This is a genomic window from Coleofasciculus sp. H7-1 (assembly GCF_057473865.1).
Map to the genome: position 1 here is coordinate 37,508 of NZ_JBYCCT010000075.1, position 25,887 is coordinate 63,394.

General features: G+C 46.2%; 22 protein-coding genes. 3 read left to right on the top strand and 19 right to left on the bottom strand.

Translation table 11 applies throughout. The features are described from left to right. Window positions 1–84: 84 nt before the first annotated feature. A complete protein-coding gene (gene ubiE, locus AC2VDX_RS21795; RefSeq protein WP_378185302.1) occupies window positions 85–786 on the bottom strand; it encodes a bifunctional demethylmenaquinone methyltransferase/2-methoxy-6-polyprenyl-1,4-benzoquinol methylase UbiE in 702 nt (233 codons plus the stop codon). Between the two features lie 68 nt (window positions 787–854). After that, a complete protein-coding gene (locus AC2VDX_RS21800; RefSeq protein ID WP_378185230.1) occupies window positions 855–1,802 on the bottom strand; it encodes a response regulator in 948 nt (315 codons plus the stop codon). A 245-nt stretch (window positions 1,803–2,047) separates the two neighbouring features. Between AC2VDX_RS21800 and AC2VDX_RS21805 the strand changes: the two genes are divergently transcribed. Next, window positions 2,048–3,148 carry a RuBisCO accumulation factor 1 gene (locus tag AC2VDX_RS21805; protein WP_378185228.1) on the top strand — a complete coding sequence of 367 codons (1,101 nt, stop codon included), beginning with the start codon at window positions 2,048–2,050 and terminating at the stop codon, window positions 3,146–3,148. Between the two features lie 239 nt (window positions 3,149–3,387). On the opposite strand, the gene AC2VDX_RS21810 is transcribed toward AC2VDX_RS21805, so the two are convergent. Both AC2VDX_RS21810 and AC2VDX_RS21815 read right to left on the bottom strand, forming a co-directional pair. Continuing rightward, entirely contained in the window at window positions 3,388–3,651 is a 264-nt protein-coding gene (locus AC2VDX_RS21810; RefSeq protein ID WP_378185226.1) for a hypothetical protein, read from the bottom strand. A gap of 131 nt (window positions 3,652–3,782) precedes the next feature. Continuing rightward, window positions 3,783–5,189 carry a pentapeptide repeat-containing protein gene (locus AC2VDX_RS21815; protein ID WP_378185224.1) on the bottom strand — a complete coding sequence of 469 codons (1,407 nt, stop codon included), beginning with the start codon at window positions 5,187–5,189 and terminating at the stop codon, window positions 3,783–3,785. Window positions 5,190–5,812: 623 nt separating this feature from the next. Here AC2VDX_RS21815 and AC2VDX_RS21820 point away from each other — a divergent pair. Beyond that, the gene (locus AC2VDX_RS21820) at window positions 5,813–6,772 is read left to right on the top strand and encodes a glycosyltransferase family 2 protein (RefSeq protein WP_378185220.1); all 960 of its coding nucleotides are present in this window, start codon (window positions 5,813–5,815) and stop codon (window positions 6,770–6,772) included. 252 nt (window positions 6,773–7,024) lie between these two features. Here the strand turns inward: AC2VDX_RS21820 and AC2VDX_RS21825 are convergent, their stop codons facing one another. The 4 genes from AC2VDX_RS21825 to AC2VDX_RS21840 are packed head-to-tail and all read right to left on the bottom strand — an operon-like array spanning window position 7,025 to window position 13,752. Beyond that, complete coding sequence (locus AC2VDX_RS21825) at window positions 7,025–9,412, bottom strand: hybrid sensor histidine kinase/response regulator (RefSeq protein ID WP_378185217.1); 2,388 nt, start codon at window positions 9,410–9,412, stop codon at window positions 7,025–7,027. Window positions 9,413–9,414: 2 nt separating this feature from the next. Then, complete coding sequence (locus AC2VDX_RS21830) at window positions 9,415–11,979, bottom strand: response regulator (RefSeq protein WP_378185215.1); 2,565 nt, start codon at window positions 11,977–11,979, stop codon at window positions 9,415–9,417. Next, window positions 11,945–12,967 carry a hypothetical protein gene (locus tag AC2VDX_RS21835; RefSeq protein ID WP_378185213.1) on the bottom strand — a complete coding sequence of 341 codons (1,023 nt, stop codon included), beginning with the start codon at window positions 12,965–12,967 and terminating at the stop codon, window positions 11,945–11,947. The genes AC2VDX_RS21830 and AC2VDX_RS21835 overlap by 35 nt, the downstream gene beginning before the upstream one ends. Then, window positions 12,952–13,752 carry an alpha/beta fold hydrolase gene (locus AC2VDX_RS21840; protein ID WP_378185211.1) on the bottom strand — a complete coding sequence of 267 codons (801 nt, stop codon included), beginning with the start codon at window positions 13,750–13,752 and terminating at the stop codon, window positions 12,952–12,954. The genes AC2VDX_RS21835 and AC2VDX_RS21840 overlap by 16 nt, the downstream gene beginning before the upstream one ends. A 405-nt stretch (window positions 13,753–14,157) precedes the next feature. Here AC2VDX_RS21840 and AC2VDX_RS21845 point away from each other — a divergent pair, with 405 nt between their 5' ends. Next, entirely contained in the window at window positions 14,158–14,850 is a 693-nt protein-coding gene (locus AC2VDX_RS21845; RefSeq protein WP_378185209.1) for a hypothetical protein, read from the top strand. 49 nt (window positions 14,851–14,899) lie between these two features. Here the strand turns inward: AC2VDX_RS21845 and AC2VDX_RS21850 are convergent, their stop codons facing one another. From AC2VDX_RS21850 to rfbF, 11 genes are all read right to left on the bottom strand, one after another. Beyond that, entirely contained in the window at window positions 14,900–15,376 is a 477-nt protein-coding gene (locus tag AC2VDX_RS21850) for a hypothetical protein (RefSeq protein ID WP_378185207.1), read from the bottom strand. Window positions 15,377–15,413: 37 nt separating this feature from the next. Next, window positions 15,414–15,710 (bottom strand): glycosyltransferase family A protein, encoded by a 297-nt coding sequence (locus tag AC2VDX_RS21855; protein ID WP_378185205.1) that lies wholly within the window; start codon window positions 15,708–15,710, stop codon window positions 15,414–15,416. Window positions 15,711–15,758: 48 nt separating this feature from the next. Continuing rightward, the gene (locus tag AC2VDX_RS21860) at window positions 15,759–17,060 is read right to left on the bottom strand and encodes a glycosyltransferase family 87 protein (RefSeq protein ID WP_378185203.1); all 1,302 of its coding nucleotides are present in this window, start codon (window positions 17,058–17,060) and stop codon (window positions 15,759–15,761) included. A gap of 163 nt (window positions 17,061–17,223) precedes the next feature. Beyond that, window positions 17,224–17,946, bottom strand: a complete 723-nt coding sequence (locus AC2VDX_RS21865) for an SDR family oxidoreductase (RefSeq protein ID WP_378185201.1) — start codon at window positions 17,944–17,946, stop codon at window positions 17,224–17,226. Between the two features lie 31 nt (window positions 17,947–17,977). Further along, window positions 17,978–19,255, bottom strand: a complete 1,278-nt coding sequence (locus AC2VDX_RS21870; protein ID WP_378185299.1) for a DUF4910 domain-containing protein — start codon at window positions 19,253–19,255, stop codon at window positions 17,978–17,980. A 344-nt stretch (window positions 19,256–19,599) separates the two neighbouring features. Then, a complete protein-coding gene (locus AC2VDX_RS21875; RefSeq protein WP_378185199.1) occupies window positions 19,600–20,541 on the bottom strand; it encodes a phytanoyl-CoA dioxygenase family protein in 942 nt (313 codons plus the stop codon). 95 nt (window positions 20,542–20,636) lie between these two features. Further along, window positions 20,637–21,185, bottom strand: a complete 549-nt coding sequence (gene rfbC, locus AC2VDX_RS21880; RefSeq protein WP_378185197.1) for a dTDP-4-dehydrorhamnose 3,5-epimerase — start codon at window positions 21,183–21,185, stop codon at window positions 20,637–20,639. Continuing rightward, window positions 21,182–22,423 carry a methyltransferase domain-containing protein gene (locus tag AC2VDX_RS21885; RefSeq protein WP_378185195.1) on the bottom strand — a complete coding sequence of 414 codons (1,242 nt, stop codon included), beginning with the start codon at window positions 22,421–22,423 and terminating at the stop codon, window positions 21,182–21,184. Before AC2VDX_RS21885 ends, rfbC begins: the two co-directional genes overlap by 4 nt. Before the next feature lie 3 nt (window positions 22,424–22,426). Beyond that, window positions 22,427–23,458: an NAD-dependent epimerase/dehydratase family protein gene (locus AC2VDX_RS21890; RefSeq protein ID WP_378185193.1), complete on the bottom strand. Its 1,032-nt coding sequence runs from the start codon at window positions 23,456–23,458 to the stop codon at window positions 22,427–22,429. A 99-nt stretch (window positions 23,459–23,557) separates the two neighbouring features. Further along, window positions 23,558–24,805: an L-2-hydroxyglutarate oxidase gene (lhgO, locus tag AC2VDX_RS21895; RefSeq protein WP_378185191.1), complete on the bottom strand. Its 1,248-nt coding sequence runs from the start codon at window positions 24,803–24,805 to the stop codon at window positions 23,558–23,560. Between the two features lie 52 nt (window positions 24,806–24,857). Continuing rightward, window positions 24,858–25,631 carry a glucose-1-phosphate cytidylyltransferase gene (gene rfbF / locus AC2VDX_RS21900; RefSeq protein ID WP_378185189.1) on the bottom strand — a complete coding sequence of 258 codons (774 nt, stop codon included), beginning with the start codon at window positions 25,629–25,631 and terminating at the stop codon, window positions 24,858–24,860. Window positions 25,632–25,887 lie beyond the last annotated feature (256 nt).

The following is a 25,887-nucleotide window of genomic DNA, read 5'->3' on the forward strand; positions in this document are numbered from 1 at the left end:
TATGAATGTTGAATGTTGAGTGTTGAGTTAGGGTCAATTCATAACTCAAAACTCAAAACTCATCTGCTACCCTCTACTACCATCTTAGGCTTTGGTTACTACCAATACGCCCATGACCCCACCCGCAATCTGATAGTGGATAGCGGCGGTAAATCCCGCTTTCCTGGCTAAATCCATTTGTTCGCTGCCCGTGGGAAATTTATCTAAGCTGGGGCTAATGTAGGCATATTCTTCAGTCAATCCCATTTGGTTGGCGGTTGGGACGACGATGGTATCGAGATACCACTGCTGAAAGCTTCGCATTTGAGGATTGCTGGGACGATGGAAGTCTAGGATAGCGGCTTTGGCACCCGGCTTGAGGACGCGGTGCAATTCCTCAAGACAGCGGGGAATATTGGTGACGTTGCGAAGTCCGTAACCCATTGTGGCGCAGTCGAAATAGTTGTCGGGGAAGGGGAGATTCAGGGCATCTCCTTCTATCCAGGTGATGGGGCATTCCTTTTGGCTGTCCCTATTTTCGCATCGCTGACGAGCGATCGCTAATTGCGCGGGTGAAAAATCTAACCCAAATACCTGACCCTTTTCTCCCACCTGTCGCGCCAGTAGAGTCGCAATGTCACCACTACCACAGCAGACATCTAAGCAAATATCTCCCCGACTCGCATGACTCCACTTCACCGTCATCAGCTTCCATACGCGGTGCTGTCCGAGACTTAAGCGATCGTTAAGCTGGTCGTAAACGGGTGCAATGCGGTCAAAGATGGCTTGGATATGCTCAGAGGTCATGATGTTACAGTTGCTAACGGCTAATGGAAGAATCGCTAATTGGGGAATTACCATTCTTCCATTAACGATTACTGATGAGTGCGGGTCATGGTCAGAACCAGAGCCACCTGCTGGGCGGATAAGTGAATGAATTTCAACTCATCTTCGCGCAGTTTACAGGGTCGTTTCCACTGGAGCGACAGCACCGCCAGCACGTTACCTCGGTAGATGACGGGGATAATCAGATGCGCCTGGAGACCGGAACTTTGGTATTGTCCGATATCTGTGGGAGGAGGATTTCCCGGAGTATTCACCCAAACCTGAAGTTTCCCAGATGCGATCGCATCCTCTACTAGAGGGTCTTTTTCCAGCCAGTTTTCCGTGTCGCCTACGGCATTATAGGTTCCTTTTGCCGCCACCAGCTGATTGCCCTCTACCTGCTGCAAAATACAGCCATCTGCTGAGAAATTATTGCCAAAGGCACTGGCGATTGGTTCCAGGGTTGCTTCCACATTGGGAGACTCCTGAGCCACTTGCACAATCGTTGCCAGCAGTGCCGTTTGTGCTTGAGCGCGATGCAGTTCCTCCGTGCGTTGCTTCAGCAATTCATAGGTGTCTGCTGCCCGCTGGACTACCGCCTTCAATTCGTTGGGGTCCCAAGGCTTGGTGATGTACTTGTAGACTTGTCCTGAATTAATCGCCTCTACCAAATCTTCCACATCGGTAAAACCCGTGAGGATGATTCGTACCGTATCCGGGAACTTGGGCACGGTTCTGCTCAAAAATTCCGTTCCCTTCATTTCTGGCATCCGCTGATCGGAGATAATCACGGCTACTTCCCCTTCTGTCGCCAGCACTTCCAGGGCGTGAATACCGCTTTCGGCTCTCAGCACATTGAAATCTCGTCGAAAAGTGCGGTAGAGCAAGTCTAAATTATCTGGCTCATCGTCTACCACCAACATTTTGGGCTTCTTGGGGCGTTCTAGACTCATTAACTGACGGCTGATACTATCAAGCTCTGGAATAGCATTGTCCATAACGATACAACAAACTCTTGGTCAACTTGTTAATGCAAATTTAGATGCGAAAAACATCTATCTTAAGACCGATTGTTCAGTAGCACTTTCGGAACAAATGACGTAACCAGGAATTCCCGGTTTGCGTCAAACAGACCAGACATCCAAACTAAACTTGCCATGTAAATATATTCGTGACCCGAACGCGATACATTTAAAAACGTTCCTGGTCGCTTGATAGCGATGAAAAGCTTTTTGGGGTCATTATGACTGAAACACCTTCCTCAGACACTCCCGATCGTAGCCTTCAACCAGAGTCAGCGAACGTGAATGTTGAAGATTTACTGTTCTTGCTCCGCCGCAAACAAGGAACCTGGGTTGACTGGGGACAAGCCTGTGCCAAATTGCAAAAAGCCGGTTACAATACCCAAGCGATTTTTGAGGCAACCGGCTTTGAGCCAGTGCATCAGAATCAAGTAATTGTGGGCGCACAGGTATACACATCTCTAGTCAATGGTGGGGCATCGGAAGAAGTGCGATCGCACTATTCTCGCACTGGTAGTGATATTTTATACGAATTGCGGATTCTCACTGAGCCAGAACGGGTAGCAACAGCAGACTTTATCCGATCCAGAAACCTCGACGCCGATGTTGCCCGTGAAGTCGCCAAAGATGTGAAAGAATTGTCCCGGATGCGGACTCTGCCGCAGGGATTTACCGACCATCCTGGAGACGCGGTTGCTTATCAGTATTGGAGACGGGCAAAACAATTAAGTAATGTGCAAGAGCGATCGCGTTTTGTTGCTCGCGGCTTAATGTTTGCTCACAGCCAAACTGCCCGAAATCAGATCGAACAGATGCTAACCGAAGGAGTCGCAGGCGCTACCCCTCGTCGCGCCCCTGCTTTACCCCTGTACCGACTGGACGAGGAAGAACAACTACCTCGCACGATACCAGTCGCCGGTGCCCTGCCCTTGACACCCGCAGACTTACAATTAGTTCCCCCAGTGGAACAAATTGAGCCATTCCGGCTAGTACAGACTTCTTGGAGTGGATCTTGGGTGTCTCTACCCGGTTGGCAAGTCGTCTTGAAAGCACAAGATCCCGTCGTCATTCTCTGCAACAGCAGCCAGTTGCCCAGTCAACATACCAACAACCCGGAAGAAATTCTGGTTCTTATTGATAGGTCTCGACAGGAATGGAATGCCAGCAGCTATTTTGTAGTTGACCAGTCAGGACACCTGCAACTTCACTGGTTCCCCGATGCTCCTACCGTCCCCATCCTGGGACAAATCCTCCTAGTGTTGCGTCCGAAGAAAATTGTCGATGAAGACATGACCAAGGATTTATGGCAAATTGAAGAATAGTCATTCTTTTAGTGGTCATTAGTCATTAGTTATTGATGCTGTTGGTCAAGTCCCGATCTGACCCCTCCCCAACCACGGGAGGGGTTTGAAGATTCCCCTTCCCTCGTAAGGAAGAGGGCTAGGGCGTGTTTTCAAACTACAACTACAAAAGAATGGAGTTAAAGGAATCGAGGTACTGGGGAATGCTGGAATGATTCAGACAGCGCAGTAGTTGAATTTCTTGCTCGCAAGCACAGGACTTACGCAAAGCTTATACACATAGCGTTTTGTAGGGGCAATCCCCTTGTGGGTGCCCCCAGATGTCGCGCAAGTTGCGTAAGTCCTGAAGCATCATCATCAGACCAGCTGGCACCGGATTGGGCAAACTGAAACTGCTTAATCACAACGTGCTGCTGGGTTTTTGTACTCGTTGCCAGATAGGTGACTCGACCCCCGGCGCGGTTTTGTCCTAGCTCTGGCTCTACTTGATAGCCTTGGCTGGAAAAGTCTGCTAAATTCCCCATAATCCTACCTATAGATAGATGTAGGGGGTGAGCTTTTTATAACAGATGGCTGTAAAAGTAGCGGATGCGATCGCTCTATTCTTACTATCAGCGCATCCATACCGCTAGTTGGAAAACCCACTTGCATTGAGCTATCGATGAATCGAGCCATCGGGCATGATGGTATCTGTCAGCTTGGCTCCAGTTATATTGACACCCTCTAAGTTGGCATCTTTGAGGTTCGCACCCCTGAGGTCGGCACCCGTTAGGTCGGCACCCTCCAGGTCAGCGCCTTCTAAATTGGCATCCCTGAGTTTGACACCTCTGAGGTCGGCACTCCCCAAGTACGCATCTTGGAGGTCAGCACCTCTGAGATTGGCACCCCTGAAGTCAACAATGGTTAAATCGGCAACTGCCAGGTAAGCATTCCTGAGGTCGGCACCCGTCAAGTCGGCACCGATGAGGTTGGCACCCCTGAGATAGGCATCCCGAAGGTTGGCACCCGTTAGATAGGCGTTACTCAAATCGGCTCGACCCAAGTTGGCACTGCTTAAGTCGCATCTGTCACAGTGGTTAGTTTCCAACAACTGCCTGACGAGATCCGCTTTGACTAAACTGGGTCTGTCCTTGATCGTGGCAAACCCCAGGGATGTTAGCACTAATCCGGCGGCGAGAATCTTGGTTTTTGTGGGACGGTCTAGAGTTCCGAATGACGTAGCATAGCGGACAATATCAATTGGCACCAGGACGCGGCGGCGAACATCAATCGGCTTGAGTGCTTCTATGGCAGTGACAGCATTGGGATAGCGATTTTTGCAGTTGGGTGCCGTCATTTTTGAGAGCCAGTCCACAAATTGCCGACTCAGATGCGGCACCATTTGCTTAAAATTGATCCGATAAGCTTCATCAACTAAATTGCCAATTTCAGTGGATTTGGTTTGGGTGAGCAAGCAAATCAGCGTTGCACCGAGACTATATAAGTCGGATGCTTGGGTCAGTTGGCGATTGAATACCTGTTCTGGCGGCATAAATCCCAACGTGCCTTTAATGGTGCTGCTGGCGGCGACTTCCCCACTTCCGATGCGAGCCAAGCCAAAATCTACCAGGTAAACTTTCAGTTGTTCATCCACTAAGATATTTTCCGGCTTAATATCTCGATGGATAATCGGAGGATTTTGCTGTTGTAAGTAGACTAAAACTTCTAACAAGGCAACGGCAATTTGCTTAACTTGCTCTGGGGTAAAGTGACGCGATGTAGAGACAGAGGAAGCAGGTTTATATTCTTGAACCAGGCAAAAGCCGCTTGGGGTTTCAAAGGAATCGAGGTAGTGGGGAATGCTGGGTGAGTTCAGCTGCTGTAGCACCTTAATTTCTTGCTCGTAAGCTTGGTAGTCTGACCAGCGGGCACCGGAATGGGCAAACTGAAATTGCTTGATAACGACGCGCTGCTGTGTATTGGTACGGCTTGCTAGGTAAGTGACTCGACCCCCGCAAGGGTTGTGCCCTAGCTCCCTTTCGACTTGATAGCCTAAATCGGAAAAATCTGGGAATTCGCTCATGATGGTTAGGCGGCGATAACCGCTACAAGTATCGCTACGCGGTAAGCGCAGCGTGCTGTAGGCATTTGCATCCCACTATAGCTGCCTAGAAAAGCAGATGATGGGACATCGCTCCGACTAACTGGCGGCAGCGTCTCTAAAGCAATAGAAACTTCTTTCCTTGGCTGAGTTCCCGGACACCTGCCGAGACTATCGTCCGTAAAAACATGGTTGATGCTGTAGAATCGGGTTCCCGATCGCTCGCCTCTTTTGGAAACTTCACTGTATCAAGTGATACAAAAATCCGAGTTTATAATGGTTGCTCTGAATCTTCACGAAAACTTTAAGAAAAGTCTCCGGATTCTACATTATCTTTAACTTAGCTTGATGATTTCTTTAACAAAAATGTTTAAGATAAGTGTTTACACGGAAAAATTTTACCGTCAATTCCTCTATCTACGAACTGATCCTTGTATATATACGTAAGCAAGAAGCAGTTGGTTCATCTTCCTAAGGACTGAAAAAAGTAGAACAACGGATTGACAAACTATAGAATAGGCTCATGGTTTAGACAGAAAACTGCATCGTAGAATAATCGCTGAATATCAAATCGCTTTATAACAACTCAGGAGAGGCGCTGAATAATGAAATTTAGCATCGTAATTACAACTTATAATCGTTTACCGCTACTGCGGCGGGCTATTGAATCGGCGCTAGCGCAAACTTTGCCCTGCGAAGTGGTAGTAGCAGATGACTGTTCCTCGGACGGTACAGAAGAATACGTCCGCAGCTTGGGCGACGAGCGCGTGGTTTATTACCGCAACCCAGTCAATAGCGGTCACTCTGCGACCGTAAATGCTGGGGTTGCCGTGGCAACGGGAGACTGGATCAAACCGCTGGATGATGATGACTATCTGGCACCCAACTGCATCTGGGAAATGGTAAAAGCGATCGCTCAACGTCCCCAAGCAGCGATTTGTTCGTGTCAAGCCGTTCAAGTTGATGTCAACGGTGAAGAAGTTACCCGCACCAAGCCAAGCGGTCCTGGCAAAATATTTTACGTGAAACAAGAGGATATCCACTACGGGATGTTGATGGAAGTGGTTCCTTTTGGTACACCCGTTCAAGTTGCCTTCAAAAAAGATGCCTTTATCAAGTCAGGCGGTTGGGATTCGGCTTTAGATGGCAACTGCGACGACATCGACTCTTGGGTGAAAATTGCCCAATATGGGGATGCTGCATTTGTTAATCAGTATCTTACCTTCCGGACATTATGGCCTGGTGGATGCAATCAGAAGTTTTCACTGCAAAAACGGTTAGAAACAAATATCTTAATCAAGGAAAGAATCTACCCGTTAGTGCATGAAAAATATCGCTCATCTATTCCGAAACTTGAGGAAATCAAGGCGTTTCTCAAGCTGCATTGGAGTTTAGTAGGACTGAAGCAAGGAAAAATCCTAATGGCACTGAAGATGGCATATCCAGCCATGTTTTCACCTGCCGCCTGGAGTTCTTTAGCCAGAGTTACTTATTCCAGAAAAATTAATTCTCAGGCTCCCTCCGTTCCCCAAGAAAATGCCACCTACAGGACGGCTTCTACCTAAACTGTAGCCGGGGTCATGGTACTCCGGCAATGCTAAAAGATGGAACGAAGTTATTGGGAATCCTCAATATCGCATTTTACTTTTGGCACGTTTGTCGTCAGGAAATCATGCAGATGAAGTATGACATCAGTTCAGGACTTATGCAAAGCTTATACATATAGCGTTTTGTAGGGGCAATCCCCCTGTAGTTGCGGTGGCAGATGTGGTGATGTGCGGCGAGTCCTGAGTTGAGCGGCTGCTGTAACTCTTGCATTAGATAATTACCTCATGTAGAGTTTTCAACAACTCTTCTGTAGTGTAGGGTTTTGACAAAAAGGTTTTGACCCCAGCGCGAGCCAGTTCATTCACCCTATCGTTAGATAAGAGTCCGCTAACCGCAATAATTTTAACTTGCGGGTTAATTTTTTGTAGCGTGCGAATCGTTGTTGGTCCGTCCATAGACGGCATCATCATATCGAGGAGTACAACACTAATTTCTTTTTTCTGCTGGGCATACAGTACGACTGCCTCAATCCCATCGCTAGCAGTTAAAACTCTATAACCATAGGTTTCTAGAGATGCTTGAGTCACTTGAGAAATTGAAGCTTCGTCATCAACAACCAGAATCCACTCGCCGTTCCCAGTTAGCAGATTAGATTGATTTTCTATAACTTGCGGTGTTGATTTCCCCTGGACTGCTGGCAAGTAAACCTTAAATTCGGTGCCTTTTCCCACTTCGCTATATACATTCAAAAAACCGCCGTGGCTTTTGATGATGCCAAGCACAGTTGAAAGACCCAGACCCGTACCTTTGCCAATTTCTTTAGTGGTAAAAAATGGCTCAAAGATTCTATCAAGCATCTCAGGAGACATCCCCATTCCAGTATCAGAGACACTAATAAGAACATGGGAACCCACTTTTGCACCTGTGTTCATCCTGGCATAGTTTTCATCAATTACTATATTGTCGGCAGAAATCTTCAACGTCCCGCCATCTGGCATGGCATCACGAGCATTGACGCAAAGATTTATGAGTACCTGATGTAGTTGTGTGGCATCGCCAGAAACAGCCCAAAGTTCTCTCGTCTGGATATCAGTATGAATCTCGATTGATTTAGGAAAAGTTTCATTTGCGATCTTCGCAATTTCAAAAATCAGGTGCCCGACTTGGAGATTTGTCCGTTCGCCTTCCATGCCCCGCGCAAATGAAAGCACTTGTTTAACCAAATCAGCTCCGCGTTTGGCATTGGTTTCGAGGATAGAAAGCAGCTGTTGACTCTGACGATCCTGGATCTTGATTTGCAGAAGTTGAACTGACATCAAAATAGGCGCTAGCACATTGTTTAAATCGTGGGCAATGCCGCTAGCCAGCGTTCCTAAGCTCTCCATGCGCTGAGCGCGGAGAAACTGCCTTTCTAGTTGTTTTTTTTCGGTAATATTTGTGTTGACAATCAGAATTGCTTTTGGGTTTTCCGCCTCATCGCGCACTAGCGTCCAGCGACTTTCAACAATGATTTCCCGACCGGATTTGGTGATTTGATACAACTCCCCATACCACTCTCCTTCCTCGATGAGAGTTTTTTGGGCTGCTTGAAATTTTAGTGAAATTTGCTTATGCAAAAGCTGAGCGGTGTTCTTGCCGAGGGCTTCTTCTTGCTTCCAGCCATAGAGACGTTCCGCACCTTGGTTCCAAAATAAGATTTGATTGTCTAGATTTTGAACCAGAATTGCGTCTGTGGCGATATCCAGTAGGGCAGCTTGTTCGCCAATTTTTTGTTCCGAGTGCTTGCGTTCGGTGATGTCCATGTTGATGCCATTCACACGGATGGCTTTGCCGGTTTGGTCGTAATAAACTTGACCTTTGCTTGCTATCCAATGAACGCTACCATCAGGCCAAATAATGCGGTATTCGATGTCATAGTCCGCCCCTTCTTCCACGGTGCGTACCAAAGCTTGAGTGACTAATTCGAGGTCTTGAGGATGGATTCTGGTGAGAAAGCTTTGATAGGTGCCGTCAAAGGAGCCTGGAGTAAGACCAAAATTCGCTTCCGTAGTCCCACAGAAAACAACTCTGCCGCTTTGGATATTCCAGTCCCAGGTGCCCATGTGGGCAGCTTCTAGGGCTAACCTCAGTCGCTCCTCGCTCAGTTGCGCCCGCTCAGTTTGCTGTCGCAATTCCTCTGTTGCCTGACTAGCTTGGAGGACACGACGCACGCGCTGACGCAGGACAGCCCAGTGAATCGGTTTGGTAATGTAATCGATGGCACCCGCCTCAAATGCTTGATCGACCGATTCTTGATCTTCAAGAGCCGTAATCATCAATACGGGTGTGTTTCGCGATCCTCCTAGGGGGCGATTTTTTTCAGCAGTTCGCGTCGCTGTAGCCGAATCGCCAAACGTCTCTCCATGAGAATCGCCCTCTGGAAGTGTACGCAATAGATGACAGCAGGTAAAGCCATCCATCACTGGCATCATGGCATCCAGCAGCACAATATCTGGGTTTAGCCGCGTGTAGGCGGCTAAACCCTCTTCTCCGTCGCTTGCTTCTGCTACCTGGTATCCGGCTTGTTCCATCGCTCGGCGAAGTTGAAGCCGCATGAATTTGTCGTCATCTACGACGAGGATGAGGGGAGTATGTTGATGAGCGTCGGTGGTGTTCATAGCTAATTTGGCTGGCGTTGAGAGTGCAAATCCGCCTTAACACGTTCATACTCAGCTTCAAGCTGCGGCAATTTGTCTAATGCATTTTGAATATTTCCAGTACGAGCCATGATTTCTAACTCTTTACAGAGTTGGGCGAGGGTTGTGGCACCCAGGGTGGCACTGCTTGACTTGAGCGTGTGAGCGGGGCGTTGCAACTGGGGTGGATTTTCTTGTGCAACTGCGATCGCGATCGCGATCATGAGTTTTGGCGCATCTTCGAGGTAGCAATCGATCATCTCCCCTAAAATCACCTCGGCATCTTCACCGACCATTTTGCGAAATGATTGCAACACTTTGGCATCAATAGGAGGACTGAGGACTGAGGGCTGTAGGCGCTTCGCCTTCCCGAAGGGTGGACTGAGTTGGGGAGTAGGAAGGGAGGGGTGAGTGGATGCATCAATAGGAGGACTGAGGACGGAGGGCTGAGGACTGAGGAGGGAGGGCTGACACTTGCTCAAAGCTTGGATAAGTTCCTCTATGCGGATCGGTTTGCTCAGGTAGTCATCCATGCCTGCATTCAGACATTCTTCCCGATCTCCTTGCATCGCATTCGCTGTCATGGCAATGATGCGGGGACGAGAAGCTGGCGACCATTCCCTAACTATGTGGCGAGTCGCTGTCAATCCATCCATTTCTGGCATTTGCACATCCATTAGCACCACGTCATAGGATTGGCGATGTAGAGCTTCTAGCACTTCTAATCCATTACTGGCGATATCTGCTCGATAGCCCATCTGTGATAGTAAGTACAAGGCTACCTTTTGATTCACCACATTGTCTTCTGCTAACAGAATCCGCAGGGGGAATTGTGCTGCTTGTTGCGGATTTATTGGAGGTGTATCGGTGCGCGAAGGCTTCACCTGGATCGGTCCACCCAGGACATGGCTCAAGACATTATAGAGATGGGATTGTTTAACTGGTTTGGTGAGGAATGCCGCGAATACTGCTAGGACATGATGACTCCTTTCTGGTCTGTCGATGGAGGTCAACACGATTAAGGGTAATTTTTCGTAGTTAGGCAGCTGGCGGATTTTAGCCGCTAAAGTCAGACCATCCATGTGTGGCATCTGCATATCCAGAATGGCGATATCAAACGGTTCCCCTAAGTTCAGCCAGTCGAGGGCTTCAGAACCAGATTCAGCTGCCCAAGTCAGCATTCCCCAAGATTGGGCTTGCAGCGTCAATATTTGGCGATTTGTAGCGTTATCATCTACTATCAGGAGTCGCTTTTCATCTAACTGAGGTTGAGGATTTTGAGAAGCGATCGCAGATACATTGGGAGCTGATGCCGCAACAATGGTGAAATAAAAAGTAGAGCCTACGTCTGGATGAGGGCTGTTAGCTACCGAGAGCGTAGCACGGGATGTAGGCGCTAGCTGCTTTGCCGCCGCAATGCTTTCGCCTTCTTGAAGGGGGGGAGGAAGTGGAGAATGAAATTCATGGTTGCTGCTTGCGCCCGGATCTTTTTTTAGGGTAGGTTCCCAGTCAGAAGGAGGATTTCGGGCGATCGCTCCCATGCTCTCGACCCACATCTGACCGCCCATCATTTCGCTGAGATGATTGCTAATCGCTAGTCCTAACCCGGTTCCCCCATGCTGCCGAGTCGTAGAAGCATCGACCTGACTGAAAGATTTGAACAGGCGATCTATACGGTTTGGGGCAATCCCAATGCCTGTGTCTTTAACAGCAAATTGGATTTGGTAATGGGTAATCGGTAATCGGTTGGTTTGCTGATCACCGATTCCCGATTCTTCATGAGCGATCGCCTCTTTTGCACTTACCGATACAATCACTTCTCCAGCTTGGGTGAACTTGACCGCATTACTGAGCAAATTGACTAAAATTTGGCGCAACCTATTGGCATCTCCCACAATCGCTATTGGGGTTTCTGGATGAATTAAATATGCTAATTCCAGATTTTTTTCGGCTGCTTTGAAAGCTAATAAATCGAGGGCTTCTTCAACACAAACTCGCAGATTAAAAGAATACTTTTCTAACTCCAGCTTGCCTGACTCAATTTTAGAAAGGTCAAGAATGTCGTTGATCAGCGTTAGCAATGCATCGCCACTACTTTGGGTTGTTTCAACAAAATCCCGCTGCTGGGGGGTTAGCTCAGTGTTGAGTAGCAGTCCCGTCATGCCGATAATCGCATTCATCGGGGTGCGGATTTCGTGGCTCATATTGGCGAGGAATTGACTCTTGATGCGAGTTGCTGCTTCAGCAGTTGCTTTTGCCTTTTCCAGTTCCAGATTCGTCTGAGATAATTCTTGAGTACGCTCGACAAGCGCCAATTGCGCGAAATATCGCTCGGTAATATCATCGAATATCCAGAGGCGACCGGGCACGTCGTGTACCCGCGTCGCCGTGCTAGAGATACTCAGCGTTTTTGGCGTGTCGCCTTTGAACACCCAGATCCAGTTGCGAATGACTGCTTGAGGTTGGGAAAAAAACGTTGCTGCCTGCGCCACGATTTCCTGTTGATTATCAGCGCTAGTGCGTAGCAATGCCATCGCCTGAGCCAGCATGGGGGGTTTCTACAGCCCCAGGGGTGAGTCCCAGTTGCTCGGCAGCGGCTTGATTGATCCAGCCTTGTTCGCCACTTTCATCTACAAATACCACTCCCTGATGGATTGTCTCTAACATGGCACCAAAGCGTGCTTGCAGATTCTCCATCCGTAGGGTGGTATCGCAGAACTGTAAAAGGGTGCGTAATTCGGCAAGTAGCGACTCGATAAATTGGCGCAGACGTGAGGAGATGTTTGTCTGGCGATGCCAGATCAGCAAAATTGCACCGCTATGGGGTGCTGGCATCGTGCCTTTACCGGGATACTGAAATGGAAGGATGGCGAGGGATTGAGTACCTTTGGCGAGCAAGACATGAGAAGCACCGGGGGTAGCGGGGTAGTTTGGATAGTAGAGACAGCGATTTTGAGCGATCGCTTCCTCAAACAAGGCGGGTGTCGTCAGTTGATCTGGCAGCGCCTGCTGGGGAATGCACACCAAGGCTTCAGCGGTGACATCATCAAGTTGGCGCAGCGCGATCGCCGCGTCGGCACAAACCGAGTCCCGTAGTAAGATCAGGGCTTGCCGGATCGGTGTATTGGGAGAATTTCTGGTGTCGGCATTGGTAAGAGTACTCAGCACCGATTGAGACGCCAACCGCCACTCGATTCCCCGCAGAAAAGAGCCTACAAGCGTGCCGAACACAGCCACACTACCCAGCTCAAGTGACTGGCGTGTTAGCCGCCAATCGCCATGCAGCAGTCCCAAGAACAGAATGCAAAGCCCTACGGCGGGTGCGACTTGCACCGCTGGTAGGGGCAAAAGCGTACATATTGTCAAGATGACTGGGGCGACGATCTGCATAGGCGTCCATCCATCCAGCACGCCCAGTCCTCCGAAAAAGAGGGTTAGCCCTAGTAGGAAGGGTCTAAATGTCGGTAGTCGGTCAGGAGGACAAAGGAGCAACCGTGACGGTCGAAGATTTAAGTTTAAGTTTAGGCGACGAGACATTGGGCGATCGCATTCGTTACCACGTCGGGGGCGCTGATATGCGGTAAGTGCCCTCTAGCGGCGATATTCATCAGCTTACCTTGAGGAATTTTTTCTGCCATGTACTGACCGACCTGAGGCGGTACGGCAATATCATCGCTTGCCTGTAAAATCACAGTCGGTACATTCAATCGCGGTAACTCATCTCGATGGTCTGACTGGAAAATCACTTTAGCGATCGCTTGCGCGATATCCGGACGGATAGCTGCTAGCGTATTGGCAAACTCGGCTGCCAATTCCGGTTTATCCTGAGTAGCCATTGCGATGGGAGCAAAACCGCTGGCCCAAGCATAATAGTTGGTTGACATGGCTGCATAGAGCGCATCTAGGTCAGACTGCTCGAAGCCACCCACATATCCCACATCGTTGAGATAACGGGGGGACGCATCCAGAAAGATTAGTTGGCTGAAGCAATCAGGCTCGACTAATGCTGCCAATAAACTAACCATCCCGCTGACCGAGTGACCCACCAAGATGCTCTTGGTTAACTTTAACTCGGCACATAAATCCAGCAAATCTTCTGCGTAGCTGTATAAGCTGCTGTAGCGGCGCGGACTATAAGCAGAAAAATCTGACTTTCCCCCCCCTACATGGTCGAACAGTATAATGCGAAAATCAGGTGCGAAGGCTGCTACCTGATGTCGCCAAGCCGTCTGATCCGAGCCGAAACCGTGGGCAAAGATAATTGTCTGGCTGCCATTACCCAGCATCTGGACATTATTACGTTGTATGATGCTAGTTCCCATAGGTAGTTACTCCTTCTCTCCATTGCCTTAATACAAGATAAGAACTGTAACAGAATCTAAATAAAAGACTCACCTCAATGAGGTTATATTTTAGCGTTCCCTAAAAGCCCAGGCAGGTAACAGCAGTCATATAGGAAGTTATGAAATATTTTTTTGGTTTTAGCGCAGGCGAGACGCCTGCTGTGAGATGCCAGCAGTTTATATCTCCGACTTCTTAGAGAAGTTGGGGATCTCGCCTTCAGTTAGGAATGCTATATATATTTTCACCTGTTGTCTGGACTTATTTAGCTAGACTGACTTATACTCGACAAATAACGGATCGGAATCGAAAGAAACGTCCAAATTTTGTAGCGCATGAGACTGTTTTTCTAGCTTTTTCCTAGGATCAAATAAATTTGAATTAAAATGCCAGCTTATCTGATTAAAAAAATCTTACAAGATATCAAAAATCAAATAATAAAAGACCGTTTTGTTCTTATTCTCAATGGTCTGATTCTCCTACTGTTTATTACAATGGCAGTCTATGTCAAACTTGCAGGTAGTTACTACGGCTCAGACTATTTTGCAAGAGTAGGGTTACTAACAGTTTTATTTTCCGAACCACCTTTCCTTAAAGGACAACTCCACGTAGGCTTTTTTACTCAGCTTTCTGAAATATTGTGGTGCATATCATTCGCAATCTGTTTGTTTAGCTTTGGCTTGTTAAAAAGTCTTCACCCTAGGCGCAAAGGTGATTTATTTATCCTATTTTCTGCAATTGGACTGGCAGTTTTGCTAGTTGATGATATATTTCGCTTTACCCTGGAGCTAACCTTATCGGCTGGTGTTCCCAAAGTACTGATGTATTCAATATACGGGATTGCTGCTGTTAGCTATAGTTTTTTATTTTGGCGCAGAATCCGGTCAACACCCTATATTCTGCTACTAATAGCTATTGCTCTGTTTGTAGTTTCAGGGATGACGGACTTATTGGATCTAAAAGGAATAGGAACTCCATTAATTTTAGAAGATGGAACCAAGTTCTTAGGTTTAATAAATATTATTCTCTATTTTTGGTCTGTATGCCAAGGAGAGATAACGCGATCGCGCAGCTATTGACTTCAATCAAAAACTAGCTTTACCAGCCTTGGTCGCAAAATTCAAATGGTTAGTTGATGTTATACAAGCCAAATTCACGACGAATTGATTTCGTTAGAAGTCGATAATTAAAGGCTTCTCTTATCCGAGAACGAATGCTTAACGTGATTCCCACCTTAGCACCAAAAAACGTGTCGAAACCTGCCTGATAAATATTTTCTCCATTTCCAATAATATAAACAGCACCTTCAAAAGGCAATTGCTTGAGTCTTACTCCTTGCTTTATCTCAGTTAATTTATGATAATCAAGATGAATAAGAGAAGTTAGATTGGCATCTTCCATCTTTTCAGGCAAGTCATACAAATTGTACCGAACAATTCGGCAGGTTCCGCACGATCTATTAAAAGCGTATTTTTTGTAATATATGAATCGATTGCCATCCTGATATACATACCCCTTATCCACATACCATCCATTAGATTGTGAATGCTGACTGACAAATTCTGCCAAATGCTTACTTACACAGTCATCGACATCAACAATCATTATATTAAGACGGCTTTAGCTGTTGAGCATACATGAATCACGTCAGCACCTTTTGCAACTTGTCTAGATACTTAAATGCAAAATCTGGATCTTCCCATTTCTTCAAAGCCGCAGTTTTTAAAGCTGGAGCTGGCGGTGGTAAATCTACTTCAATGTAGGTGATGTGAGAATGATTAAACTCAATATGTGGGTTTTTGTGACAAATAACAATCACCCTAAAATCTGGTGAAGTTTGATTGCAGATTGCCTTGATACATCTTTCAAATAACTTAAGAACGCGATCCCAAGAATTTGAGGATTGCTGACTTCTGAGTGGTACAACAAAAACAATCATACTGACACCTTAAGGATTAATGCCACAAAGCATAATCACAAAGCACTGTCACAAAGAACCAACACCACTTTGAGATTGCTGAAAGCGTTTTGAATTATGCCATTGAGCTGCCAACAAGACTCCCAGTAGTAACACACCACCAAAGAAGTAATGGGAGATGAGCAACTTGGATGTAAAAAATGTGAGAGGTTTAAAGTCAACCAGAATCGATGTTACAGGAAAGGATATTAACAGGATGCTCGGTATCATAAGGCTAAACCATAGCCGCTGATTAGGAACTACTAATTTGTTGCCAACATAGAGGGATAAAGGTAGCAGTAGAAATAAATAGTAATGTGTCCAAGAAATAGGACTTGTTACCAGTGCTAAACAAAGAACAATAGAAAATTCCAAGTTTTCTTCTTCTAGTGTGGTGGGTGATTTTGAGCGCCAAAAAACCCAGAAAGTTGTACCAAACAGAAGTGATAATAATGCGTACCGCATCACTTTAAAATCCCAACCTACTTCAAGGGGTAGCCAGTTTTTGAGATTGCCATCGGTCAGCAGGCGAGCTAAAAAACCATCTACTGACTGAACGTTGTAGGCAGCAAGTGGTTTACCAGCAAAAGATTGGATACATTCCCGAAACCAAGTTAAATGTAAATCCACCCCAAATAAAAGTAGAGATGCACCCCCAATTACCAACAGTGCTGCACTAAAACCCGCTACCACTTGCCATCGTCTTCTTAATACGAAATAAACGCCAAAAAGAACTAGAGGGATTTTCATTAGAGCCGCGATCGCTACTAAAATTCCTAGAAAAACCTCACGCTTATTCTGAATACAAAAAAATGCCCCTATCAGCAATAGAAATACAAAATGAGTAGCGTTTCCATATCGAAAGCTGTAATACAAAGGTCCATTTATTGCAAATAGTCCAATTATAGCTATTCGTTTGTCCCCACTAACTTTCGTTAGCTTAACTGTAAAATAGCAAGATGCAACAACAGCTAAAACACTCAAAACAGCAAGTAAATATTGCGCTCTATGTAGAGGAAATGGAGAAAAAGGAGTAAACAAATAGGCAATAATTGGAATGTTGACAAAGCAAATAGTATTATCAGCACAATTTTTGTCATACAAGCTGGATGGATTTTCTATCACTTGACGACCAGCCGGATAATAGGCTTTATTAAAGTCACTAAATAGATTGTGTGGAGCGGAAACATTCCACATAAATAAGATGAACAGCAAGGCAGGCAATCCATAGCCTAACCATAAATTCCATCGCTGCTTTAGAAATTTTTTAGCTAAGATATTTAGCCCAACTGTCACTAAAATAAAACAAATGAAAAAAAAGTAAACTTCCATAAAAATATGCTTCAACTCCTAAAAATGCTATTAAAAATTATGAACCTAAAGACTTACGGATTACAGCTCAAAGCGTGAAAATATCAAGTTTTATGATAGTGCGCTTATTGAGCATCTAGTCATTTTCTGAATGTAGCTTGGAGAATCTAAGCTTCAACTGAATTTAAGTTTTCTTTAAAGGTCTAATATTAATGTCAGTCACTTCGGCGGTTCGGGGCAAACTGAGGGCATTGAGTACCACTGCGGCTACGTCTTCTGGTTGCAGAAGTCGTTCTGGATGATATGTCTTACCTTCTATCTCTTGAACCGATGCTTGCATGGGACTAGCAGTGCGTCCGGGATAGATGCTGAGAACGCGCACGCCATCTGCGTTGACTTCCTCTCGCAGACTGTCAGCGATCGCCTTCAGTGCGTGCTTGGTTGCAGCATATTGTCCCACACCGCCTCTAGCATTCAAACCCACCGTCGAGTTGATGAACGCGATCTGACCCTGACGGAGTGCGATCGCCGGTAACAAGGCTTGTGTCAGCGCATAAGGAGCGCGAACATTGACGCGGTACTGCCAGTCAAAGTCTTCCAGGGAGGCGGTTTTCATGTCCCCTAAGGTGATGACACCAGCACTATGAACGAGCAGATCAACATTTCCTACATCTTGCTCAAGACGAGTTTTTAGCTGCTCAATGTCTTCGTCTAGCGTGAGATCAACTTGATAAAGCAGAACTTTGGATGCAGTGGTGGCAGTTTCGGCGACTGTCTCTAGCGCTTCTAAATTACGTCCCACCAGACAAAGCGTGACTCCTTGCTCTGCCAAACCGAGCGCGATCGCTTTGCCAATCCCGCTACTAGCTCCCGTTACAACTGCAATTTGGTCTTTTAAGGCTGACATTCAATTTTGGTTGCAAGGATTTGGATTAATCTTAGCTGACGGTTGCTGATTTCAAACACTCTTTCAATAAATCATGTTCTACTAAAGCATCTGCTGCTCTTTTAATCTCATCAAATGCTAAACCCGACCTATCGGCAATGTCTAGAAGGGTATGATTGCCATCCGACAAATTTAACACCCACAGGATTGCCATTTCATTAAGTGCCCCCTCTTTCTGCCCGCCAATTCCTTTATAAAGACCCCTTTTCCCCAGTCTCGGCTCGCATTTAGGATTTTGATTTAAGTAAGTCCGATCGCCTTCCAAAACGTGGAAAATTGACAAACATTTAGAGAAGGAGTCAGCCAGATATTCAGGTTGCACAAAATCTAGATTATCTGCCGATGTGTGGTATTCGGGAAACTCACCGTGCTGCGATCGCATAAAACAACCCACAGCCAGATTGAACCCCGGAGAGCAATACTGCCGCTCATCGTAGCCATAGGGGAAGAAATCAATAATTTCATGCTCTTGCCCCGAATGCTTTAAAACGTGAAGGCTGGCTCTATCGATTTCTGCATCACCTTGGCGGCTTCTCTTATAAGTAACTTTGCCTGGATCTCCCACACACGTTACTACCAATCCGTGTTTAATTTTCTGGGCTTGGGCTTCATTTAAACACAGCCAAGTAATGGAACCAATCGTTCCCGGAATAAATAGAAATCGGTAAGAGTATCTCCGAGAAATCGAGCTGAGATGTTTTGCCAAATAGGTACTGAGAGCGATGCCCGATAGATTATCGTCACACAGAGATGGGTGACAAGCATGGCAAGAGATTAAAACTTCGTCTGGGCTTTCTCCTTTGATGTAATACTCGCCGTAAGTCAGGCTTCCTGATTCTAAAGAGGAATCAATGCAGACTTCATATTCGCCATCTTTCAGTTCTAAAAATTGCTTGTGACTCAAACAAAAGCCCCAAGTTTCTTTGTAATAAGAAGTCCGATAAGGAATCCACTCAGGAGTATCTGGTAGGGTAAATAGGTGTTCTTTCAGTTCCTGAAAAGGCATTTTTTTCCGAACCGGCACGCTGTAATTGACAACGTGCAAGTTAGATTTTTGGAAGTCTACGACTCGCTCACCCTGAGAATTTTTGATGTAGGCATCCTTAATATTCCACTCCTTCGGAACCGTCCAGTCGAACACTTCCGTTCCCGTCGGTACCTCGTGAATTTCTAAGGGAATGAGTTCTTGAATAATCTTGAGAGTTTCTCGAAAGCCATTGCCCGTAATACTGCGGCAAATCGGATATAGCTTTGAGATAATCTGGTACATCTCGTTGCCAATATCATTAGGGTTAAGAACTCTCTTCAGATCGGTGAGGTTCACAGCTTTAAGCCTCTTTTACAAAAAGTCAAGGGCAACTTGAACGTCCTTAATAAGTAGGTAGACATAATTAAACTCGCGCATCTGAGGTAGGTTGGGTTGAGGAACGAAACCCAACATTGATATGGGTTTGATGAGGTAACACTTAGTCGCTCTACCCATCCTACAAATAACTATATCCATCTACTTACTAGCTTCAGCACCCGTAAAATTAGTACCAAATTTTGGCAAGTTTTACGGGGTTGCTGACGGCTAGCATCAAATGGAAGTGTTAGTTAAATGCTCGTTAATTCCTAACGAACAGAGTTTAAGACTTCCGCCGGAGGTTGGAACAAAAGCCCCTCCTCACTGGGTGGTGGCTCATTCTCATAGAGGGCAATGATGTCATCAGGAATGCGGGCGAGATCGCTGCCCCGCATGAGTTCTCTGAGTGTAGTTCCTTGAGGAGCGGAGTCGAGATTCGGTGCGCCGCCCTTGGAGATGACATCGTCGAGGTGTACGGTTCTGAAGTCGATGCTAAAGCGCGTGCGTCCGGAGGTGTTGGGCACTGTCCAATGCAGCTGTGCGCCAGAGAAGAGGATGATTCCGCCTGGTTTGGTAACGACTCGGAGCTGCGGATCGAGATCGACGTGTTCTAATGGGCGGGGCTGCTTGCGGGTATCTTTCTTGATATGCTGGGCGGCGTTTTTCCGACCCTCCCGGTTCCACTCATAGTGGTTGTACTCGCTAGAGCCATTATTTATCGGCTGGCTCCAGTAGCGGGGCTGAAATGCCATCGAACTCTCGGATTCATAGTCGTAGAGGGGAAGCCACCAGTTCATCTGGCAGAGGGGAGCCGCGTACCAGGTGTCACGATGCGGGTGCAGCGGATAAGCAACCCCTGCGTTGAGGTAGGTGCCATCACACACGATCCTCATACGCGGAACGTCGAAATAGGTTTTGTTCATCTCGCAGCCAAGATCCTCTAGTAGTTCCCGAATCAGCTGCTTTGACTTGGGGTGATGGATAAATCTAGGCTTGAGTGGAGCGACAATCTCCACAAACTTCTCGACGGGGAGGCTAAATTGTGCCTCTGTTGGATCTAGAGAACCAAACGCTTCTTGGGTGAGTTCGCGAGCTAATTCGCACAACGCGATCGCACTTGGGCGGGGTGAAAAGACGAAAATCTGTCCGTTGAAGAGATGTTTTCGCCTCACCTCATCGTTAACATCAGAATCGAAAAAGATTGTGTTCATGTTGTTTCTTTATGGGTTGCAACGATTCAGGCACTCTACATCGTCCCCACATCAAGCGGGCAGTTTTGTATTTGGTTCATCGATCTAGATAAAAATTATGCCCCGACAAGAACATAAGAGCTGAACAAAGGCCAGGATACATCTTTTTCGGAAATTTCACTGGCTGGTAGGGGCCATTCAATCCCTAGGATAGGGTCGTCATAGTGTAGCCCCCGCTCATACCCTGGTGTGTAGAACTCACTCATCTGATATACCACTTCGGCGTCATCGGTTAGGGTTTGGAAGCCGTGGGCAAACATTTCAGGGATATACAGGGCACGCCGGTTTTCAGCGGTTAGCTCGACGCCAATATGGCACAGATACGTGGGAGATTTAGGACGCATATCGATGATGACATCGTAGATAGCACCACGGGTACAACGAACCAATTTTGTTTCGCTGGCGGGGGTTGCTTGATAATGCATACCTCGCAACGTCCCTTTTTTGTAGTTCACGGATAGGTTGCATTGGGCAACGTTTGGCTTTAATCCGCGCTCGGCAAATTCATTGGCACAGAAAGTCCGAGCGAATAATCCTCGATTATCTTCTCGTTGCTCTATGTCAATAATAAAGGCACCTTTGAGCTTGGTTTCAGTAAAGATCATGGATAAACTTGCACCTCTGGAATTGGGACTACAAACTTGCCTCCCCACTCTCGAATAAATGCCATTTGCTGCATAATTTCCTCTTTGAGGTTCCAAGGCAAAATTAGCAGGTAGTCAGGCTGTCTTTCGCGGATTTCGTCGGGGTTGAGGACGGGGATATGAGTTCCTGGTAGAAAGGTTCCTTGCTTGTGAGGACTGCGATCTACGGTAAAATCGATAAAATCTGTGCGAACTCCACAATAATTTAGGAGGGTGTTTCCTTTGGCTGGGGCACCATAACCGGCGATCGCTTTCCCCTGTTCTTTCGCCTCAATCAAAAAACTCAGTAGCTTGCGCTTGGTTTCTTTGACTTTTTCTCCAAAGGTCAGGTAAGTGTCTATCTTATCTAAGCCAGCTTGGATTTCCTGGGATTTTAACTGATTAACGCGATCGCTCATGGCTGGCTCAGCCGCATTGTCATGCTTGCCGTAAATTCGGAGCGAACCGCCGTGAGTCGGGATTTCTTCGACATCAAATAAGGTCAAACCGTGAGCCGCAAAGATTTTTTCAACGGTTAAGAAGGAAAAGTAGGAAAAATGCTCGTGATAAATCGTGTCAAACTGATTTTGCTGCATCAGCTGTAACAAATGGGGAAATTCCATTGTCAAGATGCCATCTGGCTTCAGGGCTATCTTCATTCCCGCTACAAAATCATTCACATCCGGAACGTGAGCGAGGACGTTGTTGCCCAACAACAGATCGGCTTGTTTCTCCGCTGCTGCCAGTTCCTTAGCAGTTTCAACCCCAAAGAACTTAACTAAGCTGGGAATTCCTTTTTCCTCTGCAACTTTTGCTACATTTGCCGCTGGTTCTATTCCTAAAACGGGGATTCCCTTTTCATGGAAATACTGCAACAGGTAGCCGTCATTACTAGCAATTTCAATGACTTGATGATTTTTGTTAAACCCAAACCTTTCTACCATCAAATCCGTGTAAAGTTTGGCATGACGCAACCAACTTTCTGAGTAAGAAGAAAAGTAAGCGTAGTCACCATCCCCAAAGATATGATCGGGAGATTCAAACTCTTCTAGCTGCACTAAAAGACAACTTTCGCAAACATAGGCATGAAGTGGGTAACTTTTTTCTGCCCGACGCAGCTGTTCTGGCGTTAGGTAGTCATTTGCAATGGGTGACATCCCTAGATCGGCAAAGGTGTGCTGAAGGGATTTGCTACAAAAACGACACTTAGCGATCGCCATGATTTATAACTCCTTACTCCAGAAAAAGTTTTGATCGATTTGTTGGGTGCGAATCAGGTACTCTAGCTGCTTCAAACGAGTGAACCCTCTAAACAAAAAGATGTCTTCAGTCATATCAATTTGCTTGAACAAATCGAATAACTGCTGGGCACCCCGCTGGGCATCCCATTCACACTTAAATCCCGGTAGAGTTTTGTTAATCTTCTCAAAAGAAACTCGATAACTGCGGTTGTCTGAGCCATTTTCTCCAAAGGTTAGCTGACATCCTTGGAAGACTGAGGCAATAATTTCAGCAATTTCTTTGACTCGATAGTTATGAGAAGTGTCCCCTACGTTGAAAATTTGGTTGTGAACAATGTCGCGGGGTGCTTCTAGGGTGCAGATAATTGCCTTACAGATATCAAGGGCGTGAACCAACGGACGCCAAGGAGTTCCGTCGCTGATCATCTTGATTTCTTTCGTTGTCCAAGCTAAGCCCGCCAAGTTATTTAAAACAATATCAAAACGCATTCTGGGAGATGCCCCAAAAGCGGTGGCATTTCGCAGAAAGGTAGGAGAAAAATTGTCATCGGCGAGTGGCTTGACATCTCGTTCTACGAAGGTTTTACATTCTGCATAAGCGGTTTGAGGATTGACGGGAGATTCTTCAGTCACATCATCCTTTGTTGCTACGCCGTAGACGCTGCAAGAAGACATATAAACGAAGCGCCGCACACCCGCTGCCTTAGCTAGATTGGCAAGGCGAACTGAACCTTTATGGTTAATGTCGTAGGTGATATTGGGTGAGAGTTGTCCGGCGGGATCGTTAGAAAGTTCTGCCATGTGAACAATTGCCTCGACACCCTCTAAGTCTTCTGCTGTGATGTGCCGCAAATCTTTGTTGAGGGTTTTGGCAGTTAAATCGGTGGCGTTATACAGCCAACCCACTTTGTAGAAGCCGGTGTCCACCCCAATCACTTCGTGTCCGCGTTTCATCAAAATGGGGGCGAGTAACGAGCCGAGATAGCCTTCTGTTCCTGTTACTAATACTTTCATTTGTTCACTTTTTATACACTAATTTTGTGTTTGAAAGTACCGGGCGAATAGAATTCGCAACTACACAGATAAAGTTCGCCTACGCGGACTAAAAACATATTAATCTTGAAACCCGTGTAGTCGGGTTTTGTTTGTGTAGCCGCGACTTGTAGTCGCCAGGGTTCTTTCCGGAATTTGCTCTACGATTGCTTTGCCAATTTCCAGGGAAGATGTAGCAGCGGGGGAAGGCGCGTTGCAAACGTGGACGGAGTTATTGCCTTTAACAATTAAAAAGTCGTCCACTAACTTGCCATCATTCATCAAAGCTTGAGCGCGAACCCCGGCGTGAGTGGGAATTAGATCGTCCGATTGCACTTCCGGAATCAGCCTTTGCAAGCTACGCACAAAGGCGGCTTTACTGAAGGAACGAATGATTTCCTGAATGCCTTCGTCGGCGTGTTTTGCTGCTAGTTTCCAAAAACCGGGATAAGTCATCACCTCAGCAAAATCACGTAGATTAAAGTCTGTCTTTTTGTAACCTTCCCGCTTGAGGCTGAGAACGGCATTTGGCCCTGCATGAACGCTTCCATCAATCATCCGGGTGAAGTGAACGCCCAAGAAGGGAAAATCTGGATTAGGAACCGGATAAATCAGGGTTTTGACGAGATAGCGTTTTTCTGGCGTGAGTTCGTAGTATTCTCCCCGGAATGGGACAATTTTCGCTTTCGGATCGACGTTTCCTAATTTGGCAACGCGATCGCTATGCAGTCCGGCACAATTGATGACAAAGCGCGTTTCAAACGTGCCGTTATTTGTCTCAAGTACCTGATTCTCACCCGTTCCAACAATTTTCTCAACTTTGGTATTGAGGCGAAGCTCTCCACCTTGTGCTTCAATTAGCTCGGCATATTTTCGAGCCACCTGCTTGTAATCGGCAATCCCAGTTCCGTACACCCGAATTCCGGCTAGACAGGCGACATGAGGTTCAATTTCTTTGACTTCCTCTGCACTAATCTTGCTAGTCTTTAAACCATTTTCCCAGCCGCGTTGATAAAGGCTTTCTAATCGTGACAGCTCTTTTTCCTCAGTTGCCACAATTACTTTGCCGCAGACTTCATGTGCAATGCCATGCTCCCGGCAGAATTCCACCATTGAGCGACTTCCTTCCCGGCAAAATTTCGCTTTGAAACTTCCTGGCTTGTAATAAATGCCAGCGTGAATCACGCCACTATTATTGCCTGTTTGATGATAAGCCCACTGGCTTTCTTTTTCCAGCACTACTATACGGGCAGAGGGATAGCGTTTTCCCAAAGCCATTGCCGTAGAAAGCCCAATAATTCCGCCGCCGATAATTGCAAAATCATACATAAATTTTCTTGCCCCTGAAACTGAAATGGATGAGTGTTACTCCTGAAATTTGTCACCAAACTTTCCAAGGAGCATTCCCACTCTTCCAAAGTTCTTCCAGGTAATTTTTATCTCGTAAAGTATCCATCGGTTGCCAAAATCCAGGATGTCTGTAAGCAGCCAACTGCTCATTTTGAGATAATTTTTTCAGGGGTTCTTGCTCCCAAATTGTGGAGTCATCGTCAATATAATCAATCACTTCCGGCTCTAGAACAAAGTAACCCCCATTAATCCAAGCACCATCCCCTTCCGGCTTTTCCCGAAAAGTGGTAATTTTATGTTGATCGGGTTCTAAAGAAATCGCCCCAAATCGTCCCGGTGGCTGAGTTGCAGTCAATGTTGCCAAACACTTTTGCTCTCGATGAAAGTCTATTAGCTCTTGAATATTGACATTCGCTACGCCATCTCCATAGGTAAAGCAAAAGGTTTGATTCCCAATATGCTCTCTGACTCGCTTCAAGCGTCCTCCGGTCATCGTTTGATCTCCGGTATCTACCAACGTGACTCGCCAGGGTTCGGCATAGCCACAATGCACATTCATTTGGTTAAACCGCATATCAAATGTGACATCAGACATATGTAAGAAGTAGTTGGCAAAATACTCCTTAATTACGTAGCCTTTATAACCACAGCAGATAATGAAATCGTTTATTCCATGAGCTGAGTAAATTTTCATAATATGCCACAGCACGGGTCGTCCACCAATTTCCACCATCGGCTTTGGTTTGATTGTGGTTTCTTCCGTGAGTCGAGTTCCAAGCCCTCCAGCCAGTATCACTGCTTTCATGCGATTACCTCGTTTTTTATGAAAAATAATCTATATCTTTAGATAGATTCATGTATAATTGGGATGTATTATTAATCTGCAAAATCTATTTTCTCTAAGTAAATATTCTAAGCGGAAAATACTGAGATATCTGTAAAGATACGATAAACAAATATAGGAGCTTTATTAAAACTTTAAAAAATTGAGTCTCTAGTAGTTTTAGACTTTAAACTCATAAAAGGGCAAAAAACTCGCAAAATTGACTAATTTTGCGATT

Excerpts from the sequence above, each read along its gene's own strand:
- ubiE (WP_378185302.1), bottom strand. The coding sequence starts at position 786 with ATGACCTCTGAGCATATCCAAGCCATCTTTGACCGCATTGCACCCGTT.
- AC2VDX_RS21800 (WP_378185230.1), bottom strand. The coding sequence starts at position 1,802 with ATGGACAATGCTATTCCAGAGCTTGATAGTATCAGCCGTCAGTTAATG.
- AC2VDX_RS21805 (WP_378185228.1), top strand. The coding sequence starts at position 2,048 with ATGACTGAAACACCTTCCTCAGACACTCCCGATCGTAGCCTTCAACCA.
- AC2VDX_RS21810 (WP_378185226.1), bottom strand. The coding sequence starts at position 3,651 with ATGGGGAATTTAGCAGACTTTTCCAGCCAAGGCTATCAAGTAGAGCCA.
- AC2VDX_RS21815 (WP_378185224.1), bottom strand. The coding sequence starts at position 5,189 with ATGAGCGAATTCCCAGATTTTTCCGATTTAGGCTATCAAGTCGAAAGG.
- AC2VDX_RS21820 (WP_378185220.1), top strand. The coding sequence starts at position 5,813 with ATGAAATTTAGCATCGTAATTACAACTTATAATCGTTTACCGCTACTG.
- AC2VDX_RS21825 (WP_378185217.1), bottom strand. The coding sequence starts at position 9,412 with ATGAACACCACCGACGCTCATCAACATACTCCCCTCATCCTCGTCGTA.
- AC2VDX_RS21830 (WP_378185215.1), bottom strand. The coding sequence starts at position 11,979 with ATGCTGGCTCAGGCGATGGCATTGCTACGCACTAGCGCTGATAATCAA.
- AC2VDX_RS21835 (WP_378185213.1), bottom strand. The coding sequence starts at position 12,967 with ATGTCTCGTCGCCTAAACTTAAACTTAAATCTTCGACCGTCACGGTTG.
- AC2VDX_RS21840 (WP_378185211.1), bottom strand. The coding sequence starts at position 13,752 with ATGGGAACTAGCATCATACAACGTAATAATGTCCAGATGCTGGGTAAT.
- AC2VDX_RS21845 (WP_378185209.1), top strand. The coding sequence starts at position 14,158 with ATGCCAGCTTATCTGATTAAAAAAATCTTACAAGATATCAAAAATCAA.
- AC2VDX_RS21850 (WP_378185207.1), bottom strand. The coding sequence starts at position 15,376 with ATGATTGTTGATGTCGATGACTGTGTAAGTAAGCATTTGGCAGAATTT.
- AC2VDX_RS21855 (WP_378185205.1), bottom strand. The coding sequence starts at position 15,710 with ATGATTGTTTTTGTTGTACCACTCAGAAGTCAGCAATCCTCAAATTCT.
- AC2VDX_RS21860 (WP_378185203.1), bottom strand. The coding sequence starts at position 17,060 with ATGGAAGTTTACTTTTTTTTCATTTGTTTTATTTTAGTGACAGTTGGG.
- AC2VDX_RS21865 (WP_378185201.1), bottom strand. The coding sequence starts at position 17,946 with ATGTCAGCCTTAAAAGACCAAATTGCAGTTGTAACGGGAGCTAGTAGC.
- AC2VDX_RS21870 (WP_378185299.1), bottom strand. The coding sequence starts at position 19,255 with ATGTACCAGATTATCTCAAAGCTATATCCGATTTGCCGCAGTATTACG.
- AC2VDX_RS21875 (WP_378185199.1), bottom strand. The coding sequence starts at position 20,541 with ATGAACACAATCTTTTTCGATTCTGATGTTAACGATGAGGTGAGGCGA.
- rfbC (WP_378185197.1), bottom strand. The coding sequence starts at position 21,185 with ATGATCTTTACTGAAACCAAGCTCAAAGGTGCCTTTATTATTGACATA.
- AC2VDX_RS21885 (WP_378185195.1), bottom strand. The coding sequence starts at position 22,423 with ATGGCGATCGCTAAGTGTCGTTTTTGTAGCAAATCCCTTCAGCACACC.
- AC2VDX_RS21890 (WP_378185193.1), bottom strand. The coding sequence starts at position 23,458 with ATGAAAGTATTAGTAACAGGAACAGAAGGCTATCTCGGCTCGTTACTC.
- lhgO (WP_378185191.1), bottom strand. The coding sequence starts at position 24,805 with ATGTATGATTTTGCAATTATCGGCGGCGGAATTATTGGGCTTTCTACG.
- rfbF (WP_378185189.1), bottom strand. The coding sequence starts at position 25,631 with ATGAAAGCAGTGATACTGGCTGGAGGGCTTGGAACTCGACTCACGGAA.